This is a genomic window from Peijinzhouia sedimentorum (assembly GCF_049340005.1).
Lineage (GTDB): Bacteria > Bacteroidota > Bacteroidia > Cytophagales > Cyclobacteriaceae > CAXBDP01.
On sequence record NZ_JBMPIY010000003.1, the window covers coordinates 351,096 to 373,546 of the forward strand.

17 protein-coding genes are annotated in these 22,451 nt (G+C 37.3%); 11 read left to right on the plus strand and 6 right to left on the minus strand.

Features of this window, described 5'->3' with window-relative positions:
* The first annotated feature begins 213 nt into the window (after positions 1 to 213).
* Positions 214 to 3,897, plus strand: a complete 3,684-nt coding sequence (locus ACOXY8_RS07100) for a hypothetical protein (protein ID WP_458330866.1) — start codon at positions 214 to 216, stop codon at positions 3,895 to 3,897.
* 42 nt (positions 3,898 to 3,939) lie between these two features.
* Here the strand turns inward: ACOXY8_RS07100 and ccoS are convergent, their stop codons facing one another.
* The gene (gene ccoS, locus ACOXY8_RS07105; RefSeq protein ID WP_458330867.1) at positions 3,940 to 4,134 is read right to left on the minus strand and encodes a cbb3-type cytochrome oxidase assembly protein CcoS; all 195 of its coding nucleotides are present in this window, start codon (positions 4,132 to 4,134) and stop codon (positions 3,940 to 3,942) included.
* A 1-nt stretch (position 4,135) separates the two neighbouring features.
* Positions 4,136 to 6,580 carry a heavy metal translocating P-type ATPase gene (locus tag ACOXY8_RS07110; RefSeq protein WP_458330868.1) on the minus strand — a complete coding sequence of 815 codons (2,445 nt, stop codon included), beginning with the start codon at positions 6,578 to 6,580 and terminating at the stop codon, positions 4,136 to 4,138.
* 187 nt (positions 6,581 to 6,767) lie between these two features.
* Here ACOXY8_RS07110 and ACOXY8_RS07115 point away from each other — a divergent pair, with 187 nt between their 5' ends.
* Positions 6,768 to 7,304: a Spy/CpxP family protein refolding chaperone gene (locus tag ACOXY8_RS07115; protein ID WP_458330869.1), complete on the plus strand. Its 537-nt coding sequence runs from the start codon at positions 6,768 to 6,770 to the stop codon at positions 7,302 to 7,304.
* 73 nt (positions 7,305 to 7,377) lie between these two features.
* Here ACOXY8_RS07115 and ACOXY8_RS07120 read toward each other — a convergent pair whose 3' ends face one another.
* Positions 7,378 to 9,879, minus strand: a complete 2,502-nt coding sequence (locus ACOXY8_RS07120) for a zinc-dependent metalloprotease (RefSeq protein ID WP_458330870.1) — start codon at positions 9,877 to 9,879, stop codon at positions 7,378 to 7,380.
* A gap of 123 nt (positions 9,880 to 10,002) precedes the next feature.
* On the opposite strand from ACOXY8_RS07120, the gene ACOXY8_RS07125 reads away from it, so the two are divergent.
* Positions 10,003 to 11,103: an NAD(P)/FAD-dependent oxidoreductase gene (locus tag ACOXY8_RS07125; protein WP_458330871.1), complete on the plus strand. Its 1,101-nt coding sequence runs from the start codon at positions 10,003 to 10,005 to the stop codon at positions 11,101 to 11,103.
* Positions 11,104 to 11,128: 25 nt separating this feature from the next.
* On the opposite strand, the gene ACOXY8_RS07130 is transcribed toward ACOXY8_RS07125, so the two are convergent.
* Positions 11,129 to 12,013 carry a UbiA family prenyltransferase gene (locus ACOXY8_RS07130; RefSeq protein WP_458330872.1) on the minus strand — a complete coding sequence of 295 codons (885 nt, stop codon included), beginning with the start codon at positions 12,011 to 12,013 and terminating at the stop codon, positions 11,129 to 11,131.
* A gap of 39 nt (positions 12,014 to 12,052) precedes the next feature.
* Between ACOXY8_RS07130 and ACOXY8_RS07135 the strand changes: the two genes are divergently transcribed.
* Together ACOXY8_RS07135 and ACOXY8_RS07140 are read left to right on the plus strand one after the other, a co-directional pair.
* Entirely contained in the window at positions 12,053 to 13,138 is a 1,086-nt protein-coding gene (locus ACOXY8_RS07135) for a type III polyketide synthase (protein WP_458330873.1), read from the plus strand.
* Complete coding sequence (locus tag ACOXY8_RS07140) at positions 13,131 to 13,850, plus strand: methyltransferase domain-containing protein (protein ID WP_458330874.1); 720 nt, start codon at positions 13,131 to 13,133, stop codon at positions 13,848 to 13,850. Before ACOXY8_RS07135 ends, ACOXY8_RS07140 begins: the two co-directional genes overlap by 8 nt.
* Here the strand turns inward: ACOXY8_RS07140 and ACOXY8_RS07145 are convergent.
* A complete protein-coding gene (locus tag ACOXY8_RS07145) occupies positions 13,843 to 14,463 on the minus strand; it encodes a LuxR C-terminal-related transcriptional regulator (protein ID WP_458330875.1) in 621 nt (206 codons plus the stop codon). The genes ACOXY8_RS07140 and ACOXY8_RS07145 overlap by 8 nt on opposite strands.
* A 282-nt stretch (positions 14,464 to 14,745) precedes the next feature.
* Between ACOXY8_RS07145 and ACOXY8_RS07150 the strand changes: the two genes are divergently transcribed.
* The 6 genes from ACOXY8_RS07150 (at position 14,746) to ACOXY8_RS07175 (ending at position 21,712) form a co-directional block, all read left to right on the plus strand.
* A complete protein-coding gene (locus ACOXY8_RS07150) occupies positions 14,746 to 15,636 on the plus strand; it encodes a heme/hemin ABC transporter substrate-binding protein (protein WP_458330876.1) in 891 nt (296 codons plus the stop codon).
* On the plus strand, positions 15,636 to 16,724 hold the full coding sequence (locus tag ACOXY8_RS07155) for a FecCD family ABC transporter permease (protein ID WP_458330877.1): 1,089 nt from the start codon (positions 15,636 to 15,638) through the stop codon (positions 16,722 to 16,724). Before ACOXY8_RS07150 ends, ACOXY8_RS07155 begins: the two co-directional genes overlap by 1 nt.
* 41 nt (positions 16,725 to 16,765) lie before the next feature.
* Complete coding sequence (locus ACOXY8_RS07160; RefSeq protein ID WP_458330907.1) at positions 16,766 to 17,533, plus strand: heme ABC transporter ATP-binding protein; 768 nt, start codon at positions 16,766 to 16,768, stop codon at positions 17,531 to 17,533.
* Between the two features lie 2 nt (positions 17,534 to 17,535).
* On the plus strand, positions 17,536 to 18,624 hold the full coding sequence (locus tag ACOXY8_RS07165; protein WP_458330878.1) for a hemin-degrading factor: 1,089 nt from the start codon (positions 17,536 to 17,538) through the stop codon (positions 18,622 to 18,624).
* A gap of 91 nt (positions 18,625 to 18,715) precedes the next feature.
* Positions 18,716 to 21,049 (plus strand): TonB-dependent receptor, encoded by a 2,334-nt coding sequence (locus ACOXY8_RS07170; RefSeq protein ID WP_458330879.1) that lies wholly within the window; start codon positions 18,716 to 18,718, stop codon positions 21,047 to 21,049.
* 12 nt (positions 21,050 to 21,061) lie between these two features.
* Positions 21,062 to 21,712, plus strand: a complete 651-nt coding sequence (locus ACOXY8_RS07175; RefSeq protein WP_458330880.1) for an HmuY family protein — start codon at positions 21,062 to 21,064, stop codon at positions 21,710 to 21,712.
* 80 nt (positions 21,713 to 21,792) lie between these two features.
* On the opposite strand, the gene ACOXY8_RS07180 is transcribed toward ACOXY8_RS07175, so the two are convergent.
* Positions 21,793 to 22,449 (minus strand): ion transporter, encoded by a 657-nt coding sequence (locus ACOXY8_RS07180; protein WP_458330881.1) that lies wholly within the window; start codon positions 22,447 to 22,449, stop codon positions 21,793 to 21,795.
* Positions 22,450 to 22,451 lie beyond the last annotated feature (2 nt).

The window sequence follows — 22,451 nt, forward strand, 5'->3', positions numbered from 1 at the left end:
TGATGCGGCTTTAGCCGAATAAACGTGATGGTACATTTAAACTATAGAACAGGTTCAAGAGGCTAATGTCAATTTCTCGAAAGATTCTAAAGTTAAACAATTTGCAATCTTCCCTAAAACAACGTTAAATTCATTCTGACCAATAAGGTCATCGCTATAAATTAGCCAAATCTAAATGCTTTTACTTTCTTGTACTCATAATATTAAATACTTATGGAACCACTTTCATCATTTGCAATAAGTATAGCTGCAGGAATTGTTCTAGAATACTATAATAAAACTCAAGGAACAGTAAAAAACGAGTTAAAGAAAGCATTTGAAAAGGCCTTAAAACTTTGGTGTGTGCATCCCGAAGTACGGGATAAAATGAAAAGTAAGCTGAAAATTGGATTAAAAAAATTCATTGATGAACCAGAATTACTAGCTGATTTACAAAACCAAAATCCGGATTTGTATTCTTTTTTTGAAAAATACAATGAAGCTTTACCTCAATTTACTGCTGCTTATAACTATGTAAAGTGGATAAGAGATTTGGAACGCTATAGAACCGAAGTGACATTTTTATCGAGTATAAAGGATACAGTTGAAGATACAAATAGAAAACTTACAGATTATATTGAAAGCAACTTCCCTGAAAGTACAAAACTACTAGAAGAAGAATGGAAAAGGCAAATTGCAGTCTATAAGGAAAGTATTTCAAGCTTTAAACCTAAAACCGCTCTCAACTTCCTCCTAAAACTAGAAGAAAGTTTTGCTTCAAATAATGCAATGCCATCAAGCCACTTATTGTCATCTATTGAATTCTTAAAAGCCCAGTGTTACGAATTAATTGGAAACCCTAGTAAAATGTACAAAAGCTTTATTAGAGCCAACAATCTAAATTCATCTACAATTCAGTTAAAGGAAAAGGCTTGTTATTCTTATGCAAAAACCGGAGAATCAGAAAAATCAAATTGTTTAGTAAATGAGATTTTAAAACATGATGAGTTTAACTCAATGGCATGGGCTGTGAAGATTATTCTTGATGCAGGAGAGAATTTAGAGTCTCTTATTTTAGCCACCCCGCAAGTTGTTAGAAGTAATTGGAATTTTAAAAGACTGGTATATTTTAACTTATTGAATGAGCGTGATTATAAAAAGCAGATCGAAATTTTCAATAGGTATAACTTCTTAACTGAAAGTTATGATGAGGCGCCTCTCACATTAAGTAAATATAAGAAAGCATTATTTGTCATTGAGATCACTCTTTCTCGATTATTTAGAACGTCTTCAATTGAATATTCTAGGAATCAAACGGACGAGTTAGATTTTATCAAAAAGACGAATAAAATGTTGGGGCATTTCTTAGAACAAATGTGGGAGTCGGAAATAATAACCAATTTTCAAACATTCGAATTCTGTTATTATTTTACTGAATTTGTTTTAACGGATAAGAGGGAGACAGTTCATAAAATGAGGTCATTATTTCGGGAATTAAAGAATAAAAATATATCCTTGATAATGATAATGGCAAATTCTCTTCAATTGATAGGGGAAATAGACGAGGCAATAAAAATTATAAATGAACAAGAATCTAAATCAATTGAAACTATCCATCTTGAGTCATATTGTTATCTGAAAAAATCAGAAATTCAAAATTATATAAGAGTTAGTAAAGACCTACTGACCTCAATTAAGAAGATTGATCTGAATTCAATTGAAATAATAGTACCAATACTGTATGTATTGTATGAAAATAATAGAATCAATGATATTGATTTCCTGAAATTAATTAGTAATAAGGAGTTTGAATCCGAGATCCTTAAAAGTTTTATTTCTTCTATCTATCAAATTCTCAATAAAGAAAATTTAGAAGATAATTTCAAGACTTTACAGTCTATTGAAGATAAAATTATCCAGACAAATTCAGTCATTAAATTCTATATTCCTTATTCCTATTTCATTCTTGAAAAGTGGGAGTTATCAGTCACAACTTTCAATAAATATATTTCTAAAGATAAAGAGTCGCGTGATTTATTCTTTTTTATTCTTGCCCTTGAAAGATCCCTTTCAAACCATAAAGAGCTTCTTGAATTATTAGAGTTCTGGCGAATAAATTTTTCATTTAATGAAGAGTTATTACAAATTGAAGCAAACATTTGCCACCAATTACCTGATTGGGGTAAATGCTTATTGATTTCAGAGAAATTCTTAGCCAAACATAGTACTGATGAATTCTTCCTAGTACTTAAACTAATTTCGATTAATGAATTAGAAATAAAAGATAAGGCTAGCAAAATTAAGTCTCTCGCAATGGTTTTTAAGGATTTTAATTTTAAATCATATACTAATGTACAAAATGTTTATAGGGTACTTATTGAAAATAAGTTTTATCAAATTGGCCTAGATATTTTGTACAAAAATGCATCTAACATTGAAAATATTCAGGCGCGAATGGATTATTTACTAGCAATAGCTCAAATGCCTGAAGGTTATATAAATGAAAAGGAGAAAGTTGAACTAGATAGTTATGTTAAATATTCATTAGAAGGTAAAGTAAACTTTATAAAAATACAGAATGGAAATTCATTAGCTGAGAGATTAATTGGTCTTCATAAGGGAGAATCAGTAAATATTGAAAGACCAATAGTTAGAAACATTGATACTATAATGGTACTTAGGATAATGGATAAGTATCTCTCATTACATGATGAAATACTTGAATATGTTAAATCAAATCCATACTCTGACATTCCTTTACAGTCATTTGATATCAAGGATTCCTCCCTAGAAGGTATAAATGAAACATTTAAAGAACTATTTGGTGCCCAAGGGACAATTCAAAATGAAAAAAAGGAAGGCATTTTTCTTAAATATTATAACTTCAATCTATCTTTTACAGAGCTTATTATTCAAATATATAATAGTAACTACTTTGGTGGATACTTTAACCTAATTAGATTTAAAGAAGGTATTACTCAAATACCCATGATGTATTACCCCCAATACAAATTAAAAGACGATGTAGAAATAGTTATTGATTTTAGTTCACTATTAATACTTTATCAAATATCTAGAGAACACAGTGTCGTTTTTGAGCATAAGTTTTTGATAGCAAAGGGTGTAGTTGAATATATTCGCAATTTTTTAAAAAAAGAAAGATTAGAGCCTAGAGAAAGAATGTCATTAAACATTACTCTTGAGAATGTTTCAGCTGACATAATACCAGAAGAAGCATCAAGAAGCAATGTAATATTTTTAGAAAGACTCTTGAAATGGATTGATTTGAATTGCTCTGAAATTATAGTTATCAGCAAGCTAAATTTTATTCGTAGGTTAGGGAGAAAAATAGAAAATGATTTATTGATTAACCTTCTAATAGAAAATATTACGTTAGTTATGGAAAGCGAAAACAGGATTTTGTTAACAGATGACTCAATTTATTTTAGATTTTACCCTGTTCAAAGTGGGAAGACAATCAGTTCAGAAATGTATTTGAATTCCACCATGGTTGATAATGCAGAGTTCCACCTTGAATTTGTCAAAAATAAATACATTGGGTTTACATATCAATCTAGTACTTTGATTCAAGAATTTAGTAAAAAGCTTAAGGGTCAGCCTAATAATTTTGCTCATTGTATTAGTAATACGGCCTTAAGATTAATTCCAAGCAAAAATACTATACTTACAATAATAGGGTTTTTAAAACAGATTGCATTAAACCCTTTAATTTCAGATGATACATTCAAACAAGAATCAATAAACGCTTTGGTGAACCTTTTAAAAGGTCAAAGAGAAGAAAAGCCATTTCAGATAACTGAATTATTGTTAAAAAAAGAGTTTAAGCTTTTAGGTTCAAAACTTGAATTAGTATTGGAAAGTTATTCTAGTGCACTTCTAATTTTAAGAGTAAGCTAAAACAAAACAGTTTAATCAGTTTTTGAATACCTACAAATAACCTCAACCCTCCTTCTTCCCCTCCCCCAAACCCTCCTCCTTTTTCACTTTCTTCTTCTTACCATCATCAAATAGCATTCGTACAGATGGTGAATAGGTGTCGTCGTATTGGCCGGAGCGGGTGGCCCAGATAAATGCCGCAAGAAAACCTCCCGCGATCACAACGCTAAATAATATCAGGATAATGATTACTTCCATGCTAGATTAATTTTCGCCATTTGGCCAAGCTAGTAATACTAAATGTGGCGAATGACACAACCGTTATGCTACTCAATGGCATAAGTATAGCAGCAAAAATGGGAGTTAGGTTCCCGGTAACGGCGAAGGCCAAGCCTACAATATTGTACAGAAATGAAATGCCAAATGCAGTATAGATAATGCGCTTGCCTATTTTGCTAAAAGAAAGTAAGTCAGGCAGCAAATGGAGTTTTTTTCCATCGAGGATGGCATCACTTGCCGGCGTAAATGTATTTACATCGTCGCTAATGGCGATGCCGGCATGGCTACTTCTTAAGGCTATTCCATCATTGAGGCCATCGCCAATCATTGCTACTTTATTTCCAGCACTCTTTTTAGCAATGATGTATTTCTCCTTATCACCTGGAGTTTGTTTAAAAAACATAGGTGTAGCAGCTGGGAAAATCCCTTCAAGTTCTTTCCTCTGCTGATCCGTATCTCCAGAAATTAGCGAGAGACGATAGTTTGCATTCAAATGTGCGATCGTGTCTTTTATGTTTTTTCGGTATTCTGCTTTGATCACAAATCGGCCTTTGAGTTCGCCATTGATGGCAAGCCATACTTCGCTACCAGAAATTGACTGCTGTGCTTGTATATCCCTAATTCCGTGATTTTGCAAAAAGGTTGCTGAGCCTAGAAGAAGTTCATTTGTACCAATTAGTGCTTTTATTCCAAGTCCGGGCAGCTCAGCATAATTAGAAAGTTGGCTACTTTTGGATGGTGCTAGTTTTAGGAAATCAAGAATTTGTCGGCTGAGAATATGCGTCGATTGGCTAGTCAATAGCGCGACCAATTTCTTGTCTTCCTCAGTCAATTCAGCTCCTTCGAAGCTTACTTTGTTTTTGCCAGTCTGCGTGATGGTGCCAGTTTTGTCGAAAACCAATTCATTAATATCTGCTAAGGTTTCTACCACTAAGGCATTTTTGAGGTAGAATCCATTGCGACCAAATACGCGCATTACGTTACCTAAAGTAAAAGGCGTGGCCATCGACAACGCACATGGACAAGCCACAATCAATACAGCCGAGAAGGCATTGAGCGCTTTTGAGCTATCAAAAACCAACCAATAGGCCAATGCTGCAAATGCTATAAATAGCACTACGATAGTGAAATTTTTGCTAATCTTATTGATGGTGGCTTCTTTGCTCAAATCGGCCTTTTCTTCACCGGCTTCATTCCAAAGGCTCGTTAGGTAGCTTTGCGAGACGGGTTTTATCACTTCTAATCGGACTTGTGAGCCCATTTGCCTACCTCCCGCATATATCAACTCCCCTCGGCCAACTTTCATCGGTTCTATTTCGCCTGAAACGAAACTGTAATCGATACGAGCGTCACCTTCTATCAATCTACTATCCGCTGGTATTAACTCTTGATTTCTGATCATAATATGATCGCCGCAATCGAGGTCATTTATAGGTGTAGAAATTATTTCTCCTTTTATCCATTTACCCACAGCCACTGGGAAATAGGCCTTGTAATCCCGCTCAAAAGACAGGCTTTCGTATGTTCTACTTTGAAACCATCTACCTACCAAAAGAAAAAACAACAAGCCAGCCAATGAATCGAAATAGCCTGCCCCCGTATTTGAAAGCAGCTCATAAGTGCTTCGGAAAAATAATGCAACGATTCCCAATACAATGGGGAAATCGATATTGATAAAGCCTTTTCGCAATGCTTTAAAGGCAGATTCATAATATGGCGTGGCACAAAAAAGAACTACGGGAAGAGCCAAAGCTAAATTTAGGTAGCCAATAAATACACGAATTGATTCATCGCTAAGTCCTTCGAAGCCAAAATATTCCGGAAAACTTAGAAGCATAATATTGCCAAAGCAAAAGCCGGCCACGCCTACACGTAATACCAATCCATTGCTGATCTTTTTCCCTTTTTTTCCTTCATAATCTTGCAAGGAAAATTCGGGTTCATAGCCAATGGTTGTGAGAAGTTCCGCAATTTGCTTTAAGCTAGTTTCCTGCGGATTGTAATCTAGTCTGAGCTCTTTGCTAAGGAAATTAACGCGGGAGGATATAATTCCCTCACTAAGTTTTGCGAGGTTCTCGAGTAGCCAAATGCATGAGCTACAATGAATTGCTGGTAATGAAAGACGTACTTTCTCTCTATCGTCCGAGGCAAAGTCAAGCAGTTTTGATTTGATGTCAGCATTATCCAAATAATCGAATTTTCCTTCGAACTGTCTAGCTTTTAGCCTGATGCCGGGATTTTTTTCAAGATCGTAATATTCACAAAGATCATTTTCGCTTAGGATTTCATATACAGTTTGGCAACCAAGGCAACAAAAGTCCTTGTCATGTATATGAATATGCTCATCTTCGATTGGGCCTCCACAATGATAGCATTCAGTAGCTACAAGTTTCTGCACGGGTTTTTCTTCCACCTCAATTGCCATGTTGATCGAATCATAAATTAGTGATGCAAAGATGCAGATGCAAGCTATCCGAAAATATGATATTGGTCAGCAATTGTGATTTGCTGTATAAATGCTTGAAAGTTAAATATTTCTAAGGCTGATTAAACTATGTCATAGCATTTGCAATCAAAGCATTGTGATTTGGAAAAACTAAACAAAAAATAATATGAGAAAGCAAATGATTTTCACTTTGGCATTACTGTTTGTAAGCCTAGTGAGTGCAGATCTAATGGCACAAAAAGTAGGTGCTGAAAACCAACAAGAAAGACAAAGACCAATGATGCAAAATCGAATGCAGCAAGGTCAAGGTCAGCGGGCAATGAATGTCTTTACTGAAGAGCAAAAAGAAGCAATGAAGCAGCTTAGGCTTGAGCATTTGGAAGCGACTACTCCGTTGAGAAATGAATTGAATGAATTGCGTGCTAGTCAGAAAAGCCTGATGGCAAGCGAAAGTCCAGATCAAGGACAAATCAATGCGGTAATTGATAGAATTACTCAGATTAATGGTCAATTGCTAAAAGAGAGAGCAGCGCAGCAGATTGAGTTTAGAGCATTGCTTACAGATGAGCAAAGAATTAAAATGGATGCTATGCGTGCAAATCGTGGCGAAAGAGGTGCTAAAATGCGCCAAGGACAGCAAGGAAGAAGGCAATCTGAAGGTCGCCGTTCGATGGCACCAAGAAGGCCAATGAGAGATAGATAGGTTTATGCCATTAAATAAAAATGCCCTCTGATAAATTTCAGAGGGCATTTTTATTATTTAAATATGTCGATCCTTATTTAGGATCTAAGATATTATCAATTCTTACAATCAAGTCATCCACATGTATTTGGCTCATACGATCACCAAATCTAGCACGTGCATTTCTTAGGTTCGTTTGAAGTGTTTTCAATTCAGCTCTTGAAATAGCTGGAATATCAGATTGGCTAGTGTTGATTGCAGTACCACCACCGAAGAAACCTCCCGCAGCTGGTTGTTCAGCCTTAACAAGGGTTTCTAATCTTTCAATATGCGCACGTTGCAATGCTCTTCTGTAAGGGTCTATAGTAGTTCCATTGGAAAGTTCAGACCAAATACCACTACGTAAGTCAGCATATAAGTCAGTCATTGTGTAAGCATTTGCTCCGTTTAGCGTTTGGTTTTCAATCATTCTACCAAGACGACGTGGCTCTAGAATAGAAGATAAAGTGCCTGTTTGCAATCCGCGAACTCTCTCTTGAATACCAAAATCTTGAGTTTTGGAAATGATATCCTTATCGATCATCCAAGTTGGCGTTTTGAATAATTGCTCATTCAAGAATGCTACGGCTCTTTTTTGAGTGTCTTTAGAAGCGTGAGTATATACAGCACCTTCTTCATCGTACGTTTTGTACACTTCATACACACCACCGATATTTGTGCGAACATGACCCATGTAACGACCAAATTGAGTAGCAACTTGACCATACATTTCTTCTAGATCGCTGTAATCTTTACCATCTTCTTGTGTCCATTCGATAAGGTTTGGAACAATTCTCTTCAAGTTGGCAATACCATAAGTACTCGCTTTCATGGCATCATCACCCAAATCTTCAGACTGTGCACTTGGATCATTAGGATTGCCTTGACGACCATAACGGTACGCTGGGGCACCTTTTTTGTCAAGAATCCACTGATTTAATGTAGGCACTTCTTCTTCAGGAGTGTTTGCATCCAATATTGGTCTATAGCCCCATGACACTGAAAATTCATCATATTCACCAATTTTGGCCAATAAGTTCACATCATCACCTGGCTGAGCGATGTAGTTGAATCTAGCATAATCCATAATTGATGGAGCAGTACCTCTGTCTTTAGTAAATGTAGACGAACGAAGACTATCTACAGGGTATGCATGGCTAGCTGAGAAATTGTGTGGTAGGCCTAAAGTATGGCCAACCTCATGAGATGAAACGAAACGAACCAAATCGCCCATTACCTCATCCTTGAATTTTACAGAACGAGCTTCAGGGTTTACTGCTGCTGTTTGGATAAAATACCAGTTACGAACCAAGTTCATTACGTTGTGGTACCAACCAATATGAGATTCCATAATTTCGCCTGATCTTGGATCAGAAACGTGTGGGCCATAAGCATTCTGAATATCAGAAGCGAAATAGCGAATTACTGAATATCTTGAATCATCCACATCCCACTCAGGATCTTCTTCAGGTGTAGGAGGGTCTAGTGCATAAATTGCATTTTTGAAACCAGCAGCTTCAAAAGCTACTTGCCAATCATCCACACCTTGCTTTAGGAATGGTCTCCATTTTTCTGGAGTAGCTGGGTCAATGTAGAAAATAATTGGTTTTACAGGCTCAACTAGTTCGCCTCTTTTGAATTTCTCCTCATCACCAGGCTTCACTTCAAGTCTCCATCTGTCCAAATACCTTCTAGTTTCAGCTTTTTGTGCATCAAGACCAAAATCTACCTGACGTGTTGTAAACCAACCAACCCTTTGATCTGCAATACGCGGCATCATTGGAACGGCAGGTAATAATAACATAGAGTTATTGATCTCAATTGAAATTGAGTTATTGCTTCTATTTGAAGGAGGCTCGGATGCGTTATAAGTTTTTACGTGTCTTATCTCAAGGTTTTCAGGGAAACTCTTTAAAAATTCAACGTATGAACGTGATGCGTCTAATGAGGTAACTCTATATTGAGTACGTCTATTTCCAGGCATACCGAAAGGACGTGTATCTTTTTCCCACAGATCTGTTACGTCAATTACGATAGTTTCTTCACCTTCACCTAAAGCTTTGATATCAAAAATACCAACGATAGGTTCAAAGTTTGAGTTTTTAACGGAAGTTGATATTGGTAATGAATCATTCGCAACATTTTGGTAAGAAACTTCTCTCAAGGTGATTTTATCATCTTTCAAGCGTTCCCATCTTAGCACTTGGCTATTGATTTGTTCACCACCATAACCAATACCTGTAGCAGTTTTGGCAATTCTAGACACCATTAGCATATCTCTGCCCAATAAGCGAACTGGGATTTCAAAGAAATATTTTTTGTCTAAATAGTGAACATCAAACATTCCGTTATCCGTAACTGCCTCATCAGTAATTACTTCTTTGTAAGGTTTGATGCCATTTTTGTTAGCAGCAGGCTTAGCTGGTGCTGTAGCAGCAGGGGGCGTCTCGGCCTGCTGATTTCTGTTTCGGCGATTTTGGGCATCTGCATCTAATGCAGAAGAACCCACAATCATAGCCGCCGCTACAATCATTGCCGACATTCTAATTCTCGTCATTCGTGTTTATGGTTTGTCTGTTTTTAAAATAATAGGAAGCCAAATTAGGTTTTTTAATGTGATTTTTACTAACAATTTTAATATAAATGGCTTTTAAAGAGGAAATATTTGTATATATAACCAATGAACGTAAATGTGAAAAATGTGGTAATTATCGGCGCAGGACTTTCGGGTCTTACAGCAGCCATATTATTAGCTCGAAAAGGGCGGGAGGTTACTCTATTTGAGAAGAAAAGATTTCCATTTCATAGAGTCTGCGGAGAGTATATTTCCAACGAAGCAAAACCCTTTTTGGAGCGAGAGAATTTATTACCTTCAGATATTGAACTTCCTAATATCACAAATTTTGAGTTTAGCAATTCCAAGGGGAAGGGCTTTCAGATTCCACTAGATTTGGGTGGTTTCGGTATTAGTAGATACCTCTTAGACATGCATTTATGGGACATTGCGAAAAAGGAAGGTGTCAATTGCCGTGAACTTACAGATGTAATTAAATTGGAATTTAAGGATCAAACTTTTGATCTAACACTTTCAGATAATTCAATTCTCACAGCCAAGCATGTACTTGGAGCATTTGGAAAGAAATCCAGACTTGATAATGTATTGTCACGCTCTTTCCTAAATGCAGAAGCTCCATACATTGGGGTGAAATATCATATCAAAGCCAAATTCCCTTCTGATAAGGTCGCTCTGCATAATTTCAATGGAGGCTATTGCGGAGTAAGTTCGATCGAATCAGGCAAAACAAATTTGTGCTATCTAGCTCATCGCAAGGATCTAAAGGCTCAAGGTAGTATTAGATCAATGGAGGAAGCCTTACTTTTTCAAAATCCACATCTTAAAAAGCTATTTCAAGAGAGTGAGTTTTTATTTGATCAACCAGAGGTTATCAATGCCTTTACATTCGCCAGCAAAGAACCTATCGAAAATCATGTGTTGATAATTGGCGATGCAGCAGGTTTGATTACGCCTCTTTGTGGTAATGGAATGTCTATTGCCATTCGATCAGGTAAAATGGCAGCGGAAAGCCTGCTAAATTTTTCAGACAGATCAGCGATTGAAAAAGACTATAAAACTGAGTGGACAAAAGAATTTGCCTTTAGACTTAAAGCTGGTAGAGCTATTCAAAGGATGTTCGGCAATAATCTAACAAGCAGTTTGGCTGCAAAAATGCCATTTTTAGGAAAAATGCTAATGCCTTTGACTCATGGGAAGACCTTTTAAAGATTCGAAATTTATGGATATTAACTTAGAAAACTTGCCCAACATTAGTGCGATCAAGCCAAAACCAAATAAAAAAAGCATTGAGACAAATAGCTGATACGAAATTCATCCACATCGTCCATTTGTAGGAGGCATATTTAGGTCGGTGACGAACCATCAAATACCACAACCCAAAGAAGAGGATAATTGGTGCTAAGAAAAATTGAAAGACCAATGCATATTTACTATTGTGGTAATGGTTAAAGTAAAAGATAAATCCTAAATCAGCGATGAGAAACATACCTGCTGCAAATCGAAATGTGCCTTTGATGCCTAGCAATTGACTAATGGTGATATCTCCCCGCTTTTTGTCCTCATCGTGCTGGTAAACCTGAGTAATAGGAAATGAGCCCCATAGGATGACAGAGCAAAGCAATGCTGGCGCTATTATTTGAGGCCTCAGAGCCAATTCCAATGAATAGCCATTTATACCAATATAAGCAGTGATAAATGTATAAAAACCTTGAAAGAGGCCTGCCGCCATCCAACCATACCAAGGGTATTTTTTTAGCCTTACCCAAGGATGACTATAGGCTCTCGAAATTAAGATATATCCTAAAACCAATAAAGCGAACGTGAGACCAATTTTATCGTATGATAGATACAATGCAGCAATATCTAGCACCGTTGCCGCCCAATACAACCCTAGGTTTACTTTAGGAGGATTTTTAAGTAAGCCGATACTTTTTTCATCTTTGTCAAAATAAGAATTGAAAGCGTTGCTTGCTGGATATACCAATAGGTGAAAAATTAAAAACACCCATAATATTCCATTTTCGGTGAAATTTGGTGAAATCGCTAAAGCAAAAAAGAATACTGGCATCAACAAAATGGAAAAGGGAATTCTCAGATGCAAAAGAATAGACTTCATAGACAAACAAGTTATGGTTTTTTTGTTTAATATAACATTATGCCAGCATACTTAACTGCACTTGGAACGTCCCTCCCACCTTTTGGTTTTTCACAAAGAGACCTTTTAGATTTTATGATCAAGGCGCATGAACTTTCCGCTTATGAGGCGCATCAATTATCAGTTTTGTATAGAGCAAGTGGCATTCAAAAAAGGCACTCCGTTTTGGCTGATTTCGGTCAAAAAAGTGAAGATCAAACATTTTTTCCCAACAATAAATCACTCGAACCCTTTCCTCATACTAGAAAGCGGATGGACACTTATTTCGAGAATGCCCTCCCGCTTAGTTTGAATGCAATAGAAAGCGGGAGGATAAATACCGAAGGAATCACGCACTTGATTACAGTGACCTGTACTGGTTTGCAAGCGCCAGGTCTTGATATCCAACTCTTAAGTCATCTCCATATTGAGCAAGGTGTCGAACGATATGGAATTCAGTTTATGGGTTGCTATGCAGCTATTCCAGCACTCCGCTTAGCAAAATCCCTCTGTGAAAGTAAGCCTGGCAGCAAAGTATTAATCGTTTGCTTGGAGCTATGCACCCTACATTTCCAAAAGGAACCTACAGCGGATAATTTACTTGCCAATTGCTTATTTGCAGATGGTTGTGCAGCTGCTTTGGTTTCAGCTAATAAGGGCACAGATGCTTGTTTCGAGATAATGGATTCCTTTTCAGCCATAATTGACGAAGGGAAAGATGATATGGCTTGGCATGCAGGCATTTTCGGTTTCGAGATGAAGCTCAGCCAGCAGATACCAGCCATTTTACAAAAGCATATTGTTAAGTTGCGTGGGTCATTAGAAGCTGCGCTAGGAATGGAAATAGATACTAATTGGGAGTTTGCAATTCATCCTGGAGGCAAAGGAATTGTAGAAAGTATTGGACGAGCATTTGAATTGGAGAAGGAAAAATTGATCTCCTCACTAAAAGTGCTTCGTGAACATGGGAACATGAGCTCTCCTACAATCTTATTTGTATTGAAGGAATTTATGAATATGGGTTTCCGAGAAAATAAAGAAATCCTCAGTTTGGCCTTTGGTCCAGGGTTGAGTTTCGAAGCACTTCATTTAACTTATCATGCCTGATTTTAGCCAAAGGTCATATCAAGCAGAAATAATGGATGACCTTGAGGCGGGAGGAGAAGATTTGTTGCAGGCGCTGCGTGAATTGGAAACCATCAACACTTGGCTTGGAGGTCATGATTTGACACTCGCAGGTTTAAATAAAATCATAGCGAAACATCCTCTGAAAAGAGATTGGGTAATTGTAGATGCAGGCTGTGGAAGAGGAGATAGTCTTTTACATATTGCCAAATGGTGTCGAGCAGAAAAGCTAAAAGTACAGCTTATTGGAATTGACGCCAATCCACATATAATCGAGGAAGCTGAAAAACATTGTCAAGCATGGCCAGAAATTTCCTTTATGGTTCTTGATGTGTTTTCTGCTGAAATGGCTAATCTCAAAGCTGATATTACCTGCTGCACATTGTTTACCCATCATTTTACTAAGGATCAACTAATCCAACTTTATAAGCAATTCCATCAGATATCAGAAATTGCCTTTTTGATTAATGATCTGCAGCGGCATCCTTTGGCATATTATTCTATTAATTTACTTACCAGTTTGTTCTCAAAATCCAAGATGGTGAAAAATGATGCGAGACTTTCTGTATTGAGAAGTTTCTATAAAAATGAATTGCAAGAGCTAATGGAAAAAGCTGCAATCAAAAAATTCAGCATCAAATGGAAATGGGCATTTAGATGGGAGGTAATTGCTTGGTCAAAATGGATCAATTAATGATCCCCAACTCAAGAGCTTTTAAAACTAATTCTACAGGACTATTGATTTCCCATTTTCGCAGTATCTTTTTGCGGTGTGTATTAATAGTGTGGTGGCTTAGGTTTAAGGAATCAGCGATTTCATGAGTTGATAATCCTTTTGCAATTAGTTTTACGATTTGCATTTCGCGTTCCGTAAGCGATTCTAAATTCCCTGAGGTATTTTTCGGTTGGACTTTATGCTCCATTAAAATGTCTAACACCTTATTGCAATAAAATTTCTGATTGAGAGAAACTGATATAATAGAGTTCTTGATTTCTAATTCACTGCATCTTTTTGTAATAAATCCTTTCGGTCCAGCATTTAAGAATTCCATTACCTTTTGCTTGTCACCAGCATGAGAAATAAAGATGAATTTAAGCTTTGGATGTTTTAGATTTAAGGATGATACTTCCTCCGGACTGGCATCAATGACAGAGTCAATATCTAATAACACTATGTCAGCTTCAGCTAAGGAGCTTTTTGCTAAGCAGTCTGAAACATTCAATAATTGAATACTGTCAATGCCTTGAATTATAAATTGAGCGGCACATGTGACTAAACCTTCAATACTTATTATTTGGAGTTTCATTGTTTAAGTAATAATAAAAGGCAAAACTATTCTTATTTAGATCAATTAAAAATAAGAATTGATGAATATTGAAATATTAGTTCTAATTGGTCTTTTTTCGGTTTCGAATTTCTTAATCCTCCCGCTCCAATTAACTAATGATTAGTCTTAGGCCATCAAAACATCGCTAGTAATAGCTATCAAAATAACTATTATAAGCGATTCATTTTCACTAATTTGAGTTATTGCTGATCAGTGCCATCAAGTATACCTTTGCCATTATTTAAAACGATTCTAAATAACATGAGCAATAAAACGTATCTAATAGCAAGTTTATTTCTGATGATCATCGTATCAGGGTGCGGAGGAGGAAAGGAAGCTACTACAGTAGAGTCTATTGAAACTGAAAAGCCAAAAATAATCACTATTGGCGGCACCATTACGGAAATTGTTTCGGCATTGGGGGAATTTGAGTCAATTGTAGCAACAGATCCAACAAGTACCTTCCCTGAAGAGGCAAAGGAATTACCAAGCTTGGGTTATAGAAATGCAATAAAGGCCGAAGGTTTGATTTCCTTGGGATCGGATGTGATTATTGCAGAAAATGGCCATTTATCGGAAGAAGTAAAACAGCAGTTAAGTTCGGCTGGCACAAATTGGTATGAAGTTGAAAACCAATACACAGTAGAGGGTACTTTGAACATGATTGATGAGGTTGCCAGAATTCTGAATTTGGAAGAAAAGGCAGGTTCCTTAAAACAAGAAATTGAAGATTCTATCACAGAACTTGAGCTTAAAGTACAAGCCAGAAAAGAAAAGCCTATTGTATTGATAGTATATGCGAGAGGAGCAGGTTCATTAACCATCGGCGGATCTGACACATTTGCTGAAACGCTATTTCCACTTGCGGGATGTACATTAGCTGTCCCAGAAATTGAAGGGTTTAAGCCACTAACTACAGAAGCTCTTGTAAAGGCGAATCCAGATTATATATTATTTTTTGATTCGGGCTTAGCAAGTTTAGGTGGTGTAGAAGGAGCTCTTGAAATACCGGGAGTTAACCAAACTATCGCAGGTCAAAAAAAACAAATCATTTCAATGGATGGACTCTTAATGTCAGGATTTGGCCCAAGGTTACACAAAGCACTCAATACATTATTTGAATTAACTGAAGCTACTGAGCAAGGAAATTAATGAGAAGTATTTTTATACATAGCTTCCTCCTATCCAAAGAATTGCGAAAGACAGTTTACTTAGGGTCACTGTCAGTACTTCTGATTATTGCTATTATTTTATCATTAGCAACGGGCGTATTTTCTATTTCTGCTTCTGAAATCTGGTCTATTGTATTATATAAATTGAATATAATTGATGGTACCCAATTGTTTTCCAAGCAGCAAGAAGTAATTCTCTGGAATATTAGGCTACCTAGAGTTTTACTTGCTGTATTAATTGGTGGTGCTTTAGGCGTTTCGGGTGCATCATTGCAAGGCTTGTTCAGGAATCCACTTGTAGAGCCAGGATTAATTGGCGTTTCAGGTGGAGCGGCTTTATTTGCCGCAATAGCCATTATTTTCGGTGGAAGTATTTCATTTTTATCAAGCCTAGCGCTGCCTGGAAGCTACTTTGTTTCTATATGTGCTTTTGCAGGAGCATTGCTCGCTTCGATTATCGTATTTTATATTGGAGGCACAGGTAGCGGGTCTTCTGTATCCATATTGATTTTGGCTGGTGTGGCAATTAATGCCTTATGTATGGCATTGATTGGCTTATGTATTTACTATGCTAATGATGAAAGTATTCGCCAATTCACCTTCTGGAGTTTAGGCGATTTGGGTGGTGCAAGCTGGGAGCGAATTGGACTTTCCATTCCACTCATATTGCTTCCATCATTAGCCTTACTGCGATTTCAGCGCGCTTTAAATGCTTTTGCACTTGGCGAGAATGAAGCCTACCATTTAGGTATAAAAGTAAAAACCATTAGAATATGGATTATTGCTTTGGTTGCGCTTGCAGTTGGCAGTGCAGTCGCTGTTGCTGGCAGTATTGGTTTTATTGGGCTGGTAGTTCCGCATATGCTTAGAGCAGTTTTAGGGCCAGATCATTCTTTTATTCTACCAGGCTCACTTCTGTTTGGAGCTCTATTACTCCTACTCGCAGATTTACTTGCGAGAACCATAGTCGCACCATCGGAAATTCCTATTGGAGTTATCACTGCACTACTTGGAGCACCCTTCTTCTTAGGATTATTAATTCAAGCCAAAAGGAAAAATACATTATGATTCAAGCCAAAAACATCCATTTCAGTATTGGCAAAAAGACCATACTACAAAACGTAAACCTGACAATTAAGCCAGGAAGTTTTACGGCTGTGGTAGGTTCAAATGGAGCTGGAAAATCTACTTTGTTGCGCATAATGTCTGGCGAGTTGACTCCAACAATGGGTAATGTATTTGTAAACGGGACGCCAGTACAAACAATAAAAACGCTTGAGTTGGCAAAAATTCGAGCGGTTATGAATCAAAAAGTTCTGGTGAGTTTGCCTTTCAGGGCAAATGAGGTTGTAATGCTTGGCAGACAGCCGCATCAAATGACGCATCATGACAATTTGAAAATAGTTGACAAAGTAATGAAACTCACCGACACCTTTCATTTGAGAAATAGGGTTTATCAAACATTGTCTGGCGGTGAACAACAGCGGGTACAAATGGCTAGAGTTTTAGCTCAATTGTTTGACTCCGCTAGTCTAAATACATTTTTGCTGCTTGATGAACCTACATCGAGTTTGGATGTGTCTTGCCAGCATTTAATTTTTCAAATAGCAAAAGATTTGGCAAAGTCAGGAATGGGAGTTTTTGCTATCGTACATGATTTGAATCTTGCTTCACAATATGCCGACGATGTTGTACTGTTGAAACAAGGAAAAATCTATGATAAAGGAATACCAAATGAAGTATTCACTGAGGAAATTCTAACGGAGGTTTTTGATTACCCAATCCAGGTCATTTCATTGTTGGATGAGCAAAAACCTATCATACTAAGTAGAGCAACTGAATTTAATAAAAGTTTAAACCACGTAAACAGCATATAATTATGAGTACTGAAACTATTATCGACAACATCATAGATCCCAAAGAGATAAAAGCCAAATGGGAGCAATTGCTTCAGGAAAAACCTGGAACTAGAATAAAGGATGCAGCAGATTTACTGCAATTGAGCGAAGCGGAATTGTTGGCCACTACAATTTCTGAAAATTGTATTAGACTTGAAGGTGATTGGGCTGAGTTATTAAAAAGACTCAAATCACTAGGTAAGGTGATGTCTCTCACGCGCAATGATCACTGTGTACTCGAAAATAAGGGCACCTTCCAGAAAATTAATATAATGGGAGAAGGCGAACGTCAAATGGCGACTGTCATTGGTCCTATCGAAACACGGGTATTTTTCAAGGCTTGGCATGTTGCCTTTGCTGTGAAGCAACCTAAAAAGGACAGATGGCTAGAAAGTATTCAAGTATTCGATAAGCAAGGAGTTGCGATCACAAAAATTTACCTACAGGATAAAAGTAATCGTGAAGCTTATCAACAATTGATTCAAGATTTTACATCGAGCGACCAGTCATTTGCTCAACAAGTTTTTCCAGCTGAGCCAACACAATACAAAGAGGATATTGATAGTGAAGCTTTTCTTAGTGAATGGGCTGGATTAAAAGACACACATGATTTCTTCGGAATGCTTCGCAAGTATGAAGTGCATCGTCAAAAGGCCATTCATTTGGCTGAGAGCAAATTTAGTTTTCCAATTGCGATATCTGCAATTCAGGATGTATTAGAGCAATCTGCTAGCATGAAACTACCAATCATGATTTTTGCAGGCAATAGTGGAAATATTCAGATCCACCAAGGAAAAGTAAGAACCATAAAACTACTAGGCCCGAATGAACGAATGACAGATTCTTGGCTCAATATAATGGATCCGGAGTTTAATATGCATTTGAGATTAAACGAAATCAATGAAGCGTGGATCGTGCATAAGCCTACTGAAGATGGTACCGTTTCTTCCATTGAACTTTTTGATAAAAAGGGAGAGTTGACCGCACAGTTTTTTGGCTTGAGAAAACCGGGAATTAGTCAAAAAGCTGAATGGGCTGAGTTGCTAGAAACAATACCTGTTTTACAATAGATTTTTTTAAACAAAAGCGGGAGGTTTTATATGGGGGGAATGCATATAATCTAAAGCAAATTTCCTCCCGCTTTTTCAAAAAACTAATCAAATGGCAAATCCTTCAAATAAAGGGCTCATGGCTGTGCTATGCCTAATTTTTACCTGTTTTTTCACTCAAATGGGTTTCAGCCAAACTCAAGTTTCAGGACAAGTAATGAGTGCAGAAGATAATTCACCTTTAGCTTTTGCCAATCTTCATATTCAGGGATTGAGCACTGGAACAACTACAGATTTCAACGGTTTGTACGCAATACTTTTTGAAAAGCCAGGGAGCTATATTCTAGAAATTAGTGCGGTTGGTTTTAAGAAACATACAGTGAAAATTGATATTGCAGAGAATGAACAAGCCACCTTGGATATTTTACTTGAAGAAGAATTGCTCAATCTTGAAACAGTAGTTGTTTCTGCTACACGTACCCAAAGGAGTTATGAAGATTTGCCCGCAGCTGTCACAGTAATTTCTGCTGAGCAAATAAAGCGTATGAACTCGCTGCGCTTGGATGAAGTGTTGCTAGAGCAAACGGGTTTGCAAGTAGTTTCTGATCATGGAACGGGCTTGCAAATGCAAGGTCTTAGTTCAGAATATATACTAATTTTGATTGATGGTGAGCCCGTAATTGGACGTACTGCGGGCACATTAGATTTAAGTAGGCTAGCTGTTGGAAACGTGAAGCAGATTGAGGTTGTAAGAGGTCCCGCATCCTCGCTATATGGGAGTGAAGCCATTGCTGGCGTGGTCAATATTATCACCGATTCGCCAAAAGCAGGCCTTAATGCCTCTCTTCAATCCCAATATCGCTCTTTCAATACATTGAATCTGCAAGGGCAAGCTGGAGTACGGTTGGATAAGTTTGCTTTCAATTTCTTTGCCGATCATCTAAGCTCTGATGGCTACGATCTTACACCAGAAAGCATCTCCAAAACAGCACCAAAATTTGACGCTCAAACCATACAAGGCAAGGTATCTTATCAAATAAAACCTTGGGCGAGGTTGCAAATGACCGCTCGATCTTATCTGGAAAATCAAGAGAATTTTGAATCTATAGTAGAAGCTGATGAAACGCAAAACCTGCAAATCTTAACCCAGCAAAAGGATATAAACCTGATGCCTACTTTGTCTTTGAGGTTTGGCGAAAGGCATAAAGCTGAACTGAGGCATTATTACACAAGCTTCTTCAATGAGTCAGAATCGAAGTATCAATCAAAAGATGGGCTGTTTGACGCAAGTTTTTTCGATCAGTCTTTTAGTAGGAATGAACTGCAATATGATTTTATGCCCAGCTCCTCACATATTGTAACATTTGGTGCGGGTCAATTTAGTGAGCAAGTAGAAGCCACTCGCTACAATGAAGAAAATCGATTTCTTTCGCAGTATATTTTTGGGCAATACCAATTGTTGCCTACAAACCTACCAGAACTTACGCTTGGTCTGCGATATGATAACCATAGCCAATACGCTTCCCAATGGAGTCCAAAAGCATCTATTAGACATCAATTCTCAGACAATTTGATTGTTCAGTTTGGTGTTGGTGCTGGTTTTAAGGCACCAGATTTCAGACAGCTACTATTAAATTTCACCAATGCGACAGCAGGATATAGCGTAGTAGGGTCTTCAATTTTGCAGGAGAGCATTCTTCAAATGCAACAGCAAGGTCTTATTTCTCAGGTGTTAAGAAACCTTGAAAACCTTGAACAGATTCAGGCAGAAAGCTCATTTTCATATAACTTAGGAGTAAATATAAATCCATACCCTGGAGTTAAGACCCAAGTTAATTTCTATCATAACTCAATTGAGAATCTAATAGACACTGCTCCAGTAGCGATTAAAACCAATGGGCAGTCAGTATTTAGTTATTTCAATATTGCTAGGGTCATAACGCAGGGAGCAGAATTGCAAACTAATTGGAAGCCTAATGAAAAATGGGATTTTGGATTAGGCTATGCATATCTCAATACGCGAGATGTGGATGTATGGGAAAGTATCAAAGCCGGCGAAGTCTTTAAAAGAGACATTAGTAGCGGGAGGGTAATGCAAGTAGAAACTTCGGATTATGGAGGACTGAGTTATCGTTCAGCACATTCGGGCAATTTGAAAATTGGCTACCAGTTTGTGAAGCCTTCACTCAATACGTACCTCAGAGCAATCTATCGCGGGAGGTTTGGGGTAGCCGATCTTAATGGGAGTGGCATTATAGACGATCCTAGAGAATACAGCAAAGGCTATGTTCTGCTCAATTTCGCTGCGCAAAAGTCCTTTGGAAAGCTATGGCAATTAGATGCTGGCATCAACAATATTCTAGGGTCAACAAACACTTACGAACCCTCATTGGCGGGGAGGGTCTTTTTTGTGGGCGCAAAAATCAATTTTTCAAAAACTCTTTAAACAATTAATAATATGTACACAAAACAATTTAATGTATTCAACATACGCATGACCATTTTACTTTTTGCAAGCTTATTTATGTTTAGTGCATGCGAAAATGATCCTGAAGACGAAACTCCGATAGAAACGATCGTATCTGAGGAGGTTAGAGATCTGCCTGCACTTTCGAGCAGTGAGTACACATTTTATAATTTGCGAACCAACCAAGAAGTGAGCAAAGCGGATTCTGCTAGCAGCAATTGGGATATCGCATTTGCTGGAACAACTATCCGCTTTAATGGCGGAGTAAGTGGGCCAGGCCAAGGTGGAGCAACTATGATTACAGGTACATTCGAGTCAATTTCTAGTGCTCCTGCTACGGGGATTGTAGCTGATAGTGAGGAACAATTAGCTATTTCAACTTCTGCCGAAACGCCTTGGTACAATTATACAGGGCAAGTAGGTAATCCTCCGCATGCTATTATACCAATACCAGGAAGGATCATTGTATTCAAAACAGCAGATGGAAAATATGGAAAACTGGAAATAGAAAGCTATTATCAAGGAGCACCAACGCCTGATTATTCTGATCCAGCATTTGTAGATTTAGCTACTCGCCCAGCAAGTAGATACTACAATTTCAGATATGTAGTACAGGAGGATGGAAGTACAAGTTTCGAGTAAGGAATAAATAGAGACAATAGAATAGCCTCGGAATTTTCTGAGGCTATTTTGCTTTAAATAAGATTGTACTTAGCATTTAGTCATTCCTGCTTATTGTCTACAAACCAAGATGCTACTAAAGCAGTGAATGTTCCAAATAGACCAACACCACAAGTCATTACCGCCACAGCAATCAATCTTCCAATACTTGTAACTGGATACAAATCTCCATAACCAACTGTTGTAACAGTTACAAAAGCCCACCATATGGCATCTTCAGCAGATCTAATATTGCTGTTAGGAGCATTTTCGGCTTGTAGAATAAATATGGAAGAACTCAATACTATAACCATTGTTAACAGAGATACACTGACAATTGTGCCGTAGGATTTGTTACTAAAAAGGCCATTAATGAATGCCTTTATGTCGGGAAAAGCTCTAAATAGTCTAATAATTCGAATTAGTCGAAATAAGCGTCCATAGCGAAAGATATCAAGATTTGGAATACTTGATAGAAGGTCAATCCATCCCCATTTCATGAATTGGAGTTTTGATGGAGCTTTATAGAAGCGATAAACAAAGTCCCCCAAAAAAATCATGCAAATACCAAAATCTAAGTAATTAAAGAGCAGGCTAGTTTCCTCATCAATTTTAGCGACCGTGTCTATAAACATAATCAACAGTACAAATACAGATAGTACAGCAATTAGCAGATTGATATAACTGAATGGGTCTTTGGTTTGAGCATTTGTATTCATAG